The following is a 6,295-nucleotide window of genomic DNA, read 5'->3' on the forward strand; positions in this document are numbered from 1 at the left end:
AATTCTAAAAGAATCGTGGGTTAGCTACTCTTTCATGTTTCTTAACAAGCTCAAAACGCAGGTATATCTCGTGTGAACCCGAATTGTAATCGGCCAGTTTTGTGGTTTCCATATCATAGGTATACCCCAGGAAAAAATCTTTAGTTACCTGGAAACCTATCAGGGCACTCAGTGCGGCATCCCAACGGTATCCCATACCCACCGTAAACTGCTCGTTATATAAAAAGTTTGCCGAGACATCTACCTGTAAAGGTGAACCTTTTGTAGCCTTAACCATAGTTGCAGGCTTAAACTTAAGGTTGTAGGACAAATCAAAAACATGCCCTCCAATAAAGTAATAGTGCATCCTTTCGGTAGCTACTGATGTTGAGTTGTGCTCATAGTGTTTTGTTTCCAGAAACTTTGGAACCGAAATACCTACATAAGTATCATCTGAATAAAGGAAAACCCCTGCACCAATATTTGGTGAGAACTTGTTATCAATATTGTTTTGAAACCTTGGGTCTGCCGGGTCAAAAATATTAAGCTTGGTAAAATCAATATTTAATAAGTCGGCAGTAGCCTTTAATCCAAAAGCTAACTGGTAATTGTATGACACATCAATAGTGTATGAAAAATCTACCGATATGGCATTATCATCCATAGGTCCTATCTTATCATTAGTAAAAGAAAGTCCCATACCTATTTTCTCTCCTACCGGTGAGTTAATAGACGCCGTAGCTGTTGTTGGCGCACCATCAAGTCCTACCCACTGGGCACGGTAAATACCAAATATACTGGTTTGCCCTCTGGATCCTGCATAGGCAGGGTTTACATTAATGGTATTGTACATGTATTGTGTATACTGCGGATCCTGTTGTGCATTTGCAAAAGCAGCTGTAAGCAACAGCAACACACATACAATTTGCTGTTTAAAATTTATTCGCATCATTTTATTATCCCTCTTCATTACTCTATTCTGTACTTATGTATAAATAACCTGTTTTCTTAACCGTACCTCCCTGGTTAGGATACTGTATTACATAAAAGTAAGTACCTGCAGGCAGTTTATCTTTTTGGGTAACGGTAGCCCTACCGGACGACACTCCGTCAAAAACATTTCCGTGGCTGTCATACTCGGCTGTTTCAAATACCATTACACCCCATCGGTTAAAAATTTGCACTGTATTACCCGGGTGAGCAGTAATTCCCTCTATATAGAAGTAATCGTTTTGTCCGTCACCATCGGGAGTTACACCATTGTAAATAATAATATCTTCTGTAGGGAGATATCCTCTTCTAAGCCTTCCCAGTGTAAACACACCATAGCCTGATACATGCACGGGAGTGGTAACTGTCCTGTCAAACATATCCTGAACACCACCTTCGTCGACCCACATTTGGGAATCTTCATCCCATCTCACTACTCTTATAGCCTCTGTAGGTTCTACCAAAAGTTCAGACGGTGTTGTGGTAAACTCATCCCAGCTAAGGGTTACTAAAACATCGGCTTCGCCTTCAGTTCTTTCAATAGTCCAGTATTCTCTTCCGTCAATAAGTTCTATTTCCTGTGCTCTGTTCTCATGCGGATAAAGCGCATTAGAATCTTCCATGTAATATTTAGCCGTAAAGCTGTCTGAAATTTCTTCAGGAGCAGAAATAGCAGCATACCTGTAGTATTGCCCATCCCCAATAGGATAAGTGAAGTTGTTGTACCCCGTTTTAATCACGTGGCCATCAACAAAACTATCATCACTGGTATTGGTGTGTGTTGCTTCATTCTCAAATATGATTATTCCCCCAAATACATCATTCTGAACAATTCCGTTATAAAAATCGGCATTACCGCTTATCGAAATATCCCCATACAAACGAAAAGCAGGTTGCTGGTTAGAATTGTAAAACAACACATTGTTAAAATCGGCTGGTATGCTGCCGGTTATATTCTGCTGAGTGTATCCTTCAAACCTTGTGTACCCCGCATAAGAAGGGTTATAGGTTGTAATACCATCATTATTAAAGTTGCCCTTAAGCAATACTTCTCCATTATTTTCATACTCTCCCAAGTCTGTATTATCAAAATCAGACTCTACGGAAACGAGCGTACCCGGGCTAACATAAAGGATACCTTTATTTACGGTTTGCCCGGTTTGAGCTAAAACAACTCCTGAAAACAACAGGAACATGTATGTTAAGTTTATTTTTTTCATTTTATTAATTTAAACAGTTATTAGGGGGCTATCTGTTCTAATTACTTTTTACCCTTTGATAAATCATTGGATTGGTTATAACCTTACAGTTTCTTGTGGTTATAGCCACTACATTACTTGCCGATGACTCACAGGCTACACCCGATGTTGCTATCGTTATCCTTCGGTAATATTTTGATGCCGTTAAAACTCCCGGCTGGTATGTTGAAGCTGTTGCACCTGCAATGGTTGTCCATCCGGTAGATCCGTCGTCAGACGATTCCCATCTGTAAGTAACACTACCGGTACCTGTACCATCTACAGATGATGCGATTAATGCAGGAGCACTATCTTTACATATACTTTGATTATTACCAATAGTACCTGCTGTTACTGCCGCATTTACTGTAATCTTTACACTCGATGTAGCTGATGATTCACAAGCCGTACCTGAGGTAGCTATTGTTATCCTCCTGTAATATCTGGTTACAGTTAACGCACCTGGTTGATATGTAGCATCGCTGGCTCCAGAAACCGTAGTCCAACCTGAAGTTCCGTTTGCAGATGACTCCCAACGGTAGGTTACAGTACCTGTACCCGTACCATTTGTTACAGATGTTAATTGTGCCGGAATATCTCCGTTACATATTGTTTGGTCACCACCTATACTTCCTGCTGTTACCTCGCTATTTACTGTTATGACTACCGTGTTAGAAGCAGGCGATTCACAGGTTACACCTCCTGATGTTGATCTTGTAATCCTCCTGAAATAAGTAGTAGCGGTTAATGCTCCAGGCTGGTAGTTATTTAATGTACCACCCGTTGCTGTCCAGCCTGTACTTCCGTTTGCAGATGATTCCCAACGATAAGTTATCGTTCCCGGGTCGGCTGATACACTTCCAGTTAGTAATGAAGGCGTAGCACCATAACATATTGTTTGGTTACTGCCTATAGTTCCTGAACTAATAGCGTTGTTAACCGTTATCTGAACAACATTAGTTTGTACTGACTCACAGTTTTTACCATTTGATGCTGCCAGTGTCGTTCTTCTGTAATATCTGGTAGCGGTTAATGCTCCCGGCTGATAGGTTGTACCTGTAGCACCCGATATAACTGTCCATCCGTTAGTTCCGTTTGCCGAATATTCCCATCTGTATGTTACTGTACCCGTACCGGTACCCGATGTTACATTGCTTATTGCAGATGGTGTAGAACCGTTACATATAGTTTGTGCATTACCTATTTCACCTGCTGTAGGAGCAGCTATAACAATTACATCAATACTTGCTAGCGGACCTTCACACTGACCATTAAACTGACTAACATAGAAAGTATATGTACCCGGTGAACTTGTATTTGGTGTAAAAGGTGTGCTGGATGCAAAACCACCAGGTACTGTATACCATTTTAATGTGTATGAACTATTGGTTTTTGTGGCAGTTAACGGTGATGCTGTTTCTCCCTGACAATAGTATATAGGTGTACTAACAGTAGGGGCAACCGGAGCAGCATTCAGTGTAACTGAATTAACATCATTAACCTGATTTACTGGCGTTTGCAACTCAACTCCTCCCCAACTATTGTTATTTACTTCTGCTCTATACTCTACCTCTGCCGAATCAGTAAAACTAGTTACACCAACCGGAGGAGTGATAGTATATATTATAGGATAATCGGTTTGATAAACTGCACCTGCTGCAAGTATCTGATCACTGTTACCTGTAGGATATCGTGCCAAATAAGTATAAGTTGTATAACCAAAACTTGGTGTATCATTGCTAACATCTCTATTCCATCTGGCGTTATTACTAGAGCTTGTACTTGTAGTATAGTCAGTAGCACTATCATCATAAGTATAGCCTGGAGGCACTACTTTAGTAACTATAATACGTTCACCTGTACGTCCTCTTCTCCTGTAAGTAGCATCTTGGTTTCCCATATTAGCCACCCTTAACTCAAAGGTTTTACCTGTAGGATTAGACGGATCTAAACATAAATCATCTACTACTGTTCTTGCTATCAAAAGGTCTACCCCTTCGGCATAAACCGGAATACTAACTGTACTGGTATTATTACTTTCATCATCATCCATTAATGGAGTGATTATAGCCGTATTGTTAAGTGTATTACCTGCAGGTATTGTAGTAAGCGTACCTGTTACATAAATTTTACCAGTACTTCCTGCCGGAAGGCTAAACATTCCCGATATCTCATTTGTGGTAAGACTGGAAGCCGTAGGCAACGTTATGGATGTAAATCCTGTATGTGTTATAGATGTAATATTGAACCCTGGATTACCTTCAGGAATCAAATCACCATTAACATCGGTAAGCCTGTCTAAAAAACCTACATTTAAAGCATCGATTTCGGTATCATTAATAACCTCAATGGTATAGGTTACCTGGTTCTCGCTACCAGACCCCGACACACTCCTTAAAATATCTTTATTAGCCCTTTTATCAACCCTAAAGTTTCCTGGCGTTGTTACTAACAGATTCCTGATTTCATGATAGTTAACACCTCCACCGGTAGAAGCTCCAAAACCTAGTTTTAATAATGCCGGTGGCGCATCGGTTGTAGTATAACTAGTTAACTGGGTAAAATCTTCTGAAGGTGATTTTTTCCATCTTACTATTATCTGATAATAAACTCCTTCTGCATCCAATGGCAAAATCTCCAACTGCACCCTTCTGTAAAACTGCGCATCACTAGGTCTTGTAGATGTTTGTGTATTATAGTCTATTTCATTTCTGCTCCTTATATCATTATTGTTACCATTTCGGTCACCCAAAGCAACTCCGCTAAGGTACACGTTGGTAGTTGATGCATTATTAGTTGTAGGTCCCCTCAAAACAACAGCATTGGGTACTTCTCCGGGACCAAGGTTTCTTCCTTCAGTAGGGTTAGAAAAGTTACCATAGGCATCAAAACCAACACCCACATAACCTCCTGCAAGTCCGTTACCACCGTTAGGTGCATAACCTAACGATCCTCCTAAACCACCTATTTGAAATGGCACCGACGCATCAAAAAGATAAACCCCTAAACCATCTGCACCTCTATAATTATCATTTACATCGCGCCACATTTTATACTCAAAATCCACCAAAACACCCTCTGTTGAAGGAAATGAATTATTGATATAAGCATAGCCTCTTTGATTGGCATCAGAAGTAGTTAATCGTAACCACCCCTGATTAACCGGATCATCTATACCCGATGTAAGATAAGCCGTTCCGGCCGTTCCGCCGGGACCACCAATTATGATATTAGGATTACCGCTTCCCCTAAAGTCTTCTGATATAGCAAACTGAGCATACGCCTTATTTGCCGAAAAGAAAACAACAGTCAGGAGAAGGAATAGTATCCTAAAAGAGTTATGGTTAAATATTTTTTTATCTTGATTTCGCATGATTTCTTATTGCTAAACCATGCATGCGGATTAAATACACCCGCATGCAGGTTAGTTTATTTTACTACAAAAACAATATTCATGTAAGATGCATCTGTACCCGATCCTATAATATCGTAGGTAAGCACACCATTTTCATCAATACTCACATTGGTAAATACCGTAGTATCATAATATGTGATATAGTAGTACATATCTGTAGCCTCAGGTAAAATTGGCACTGCTGCCGGAGCTCCCGCACTTGCTACAAACGTTCCACTTGGTGTTCCTGTATTTAATGAACCTCCTGTAGTGGTATCAGGCACAAATTGCTGGTTAGCAAACTGTCCTTTATATTCCAGGTACAGATTTCTTTTCAGGTTAGTTCCGTTTACCGATGTATCAAATATTACAGCCGGCATATAGAAGAACTTAGGAGTCATACTTGTAGGAGTTGCTGTCCATTGTACATTACCATCAGCATCTGTTGTAAGGCTCATATTATCTCCTCCCGACTCTATGTCATCCGTTGAAATCGTACCATCTTCAATCTTAGCAGATGTTACTGCATCATCGGCAATGGCAAGCGTCACATTATTTAATGTTGCATTGTTACCACCGGTTACTGTAAGATCTGTAGAAGTTATACTTCCGTCACCCGTAAGAGCTGACACATTTACTTCTAAAGCTCCCGATGCGTTTTGAGTTAATCCGTTACCTGCAACGTTTCCGTTTA

The 6,295-nt window shown here is 40.3% G+C and carries 3 protein-coding genes and 1 pseudogene; all 4 read right to left on the reverse strand.

Features of this window, described 5'->3' with window-relative positions:
* Positions 1 to 4: 4 nt before the first annotated feature.
* The gene (locus Q763_RS16500; RefSeq protein ID WP_035136149.1) at positions 5 to 928 is read right to left on the reverse strand and encodes a PorP/SprF family type IX secretion system membrane protein; all 924 of its coding nucleotides are present in this window, start codon (positions 926 to 928) and stop codon (positions 5 to 7) included.
* Positions 929 to 953: 25 nt separating this feature from the next.
* Complete coding sequence (locus Q763_RS16505) at positions 954 to 2,189, reverse strand: gliding motility-associated C-terminal domain-containing protein (RefSeq protein WP_052123491.1); 1,236 nt, start codon at positions 2,187 to 2,189, stop codon at positions 954 to 956.
* Between the two features lie 37 nt (positions 2,190 to 2,226).
* Entirely contained in the window at positions 2,227 to 5,580 is a 3,354-nt protein-coding gene (locus tag Q763_RS16510) for a hypothetical protein (RefSeq protein ID WP_052123492.1), read from the reverse strand.
* Between the two features lie 56 nt (positions 5,581 to 5,636).
* Positions 5,637 to 6,295, reverse strand: a pseudogene (locus Q763_RS17990) (hypothetical protein); the annotation flags it as partial.

It is taken from the genome of Flavobacterium beibuense F44-8 (assembly GCF_000769915.1).
Taxonomy (GTDB): Bacteria; Bacteroidota; Bacteroidia; order Flavobacteriales; family Flavobacteriaceae; genus Flavobacterium; species Flavobacterium beibuense.

Excerpts from the sequence above, each read along its gene's own strand:
- Q763_RS16505 (WP_052123491.1), bottom strand. The coding sequence starts at position 2,189 with ATGAAAAAAATAAACTTAACATACATGTTCCTGTTGTTTTCAGGAGTT.
- Q763_RS16500 (WP_035136149.1), bottom strand. The coding sequence starts at position 928 with ATGCGAATAAATTTTAAACAGCAAATTGTATGTGTGTTGCTGTTGCTT.
- Q763_RS16510 (WP_052123492.1), bottom strand. The coding sequence starts at position 5,580 with ATGCGAAATCAAGATAAAAAAATATTTAACCATAACTCTTTTAGGATA.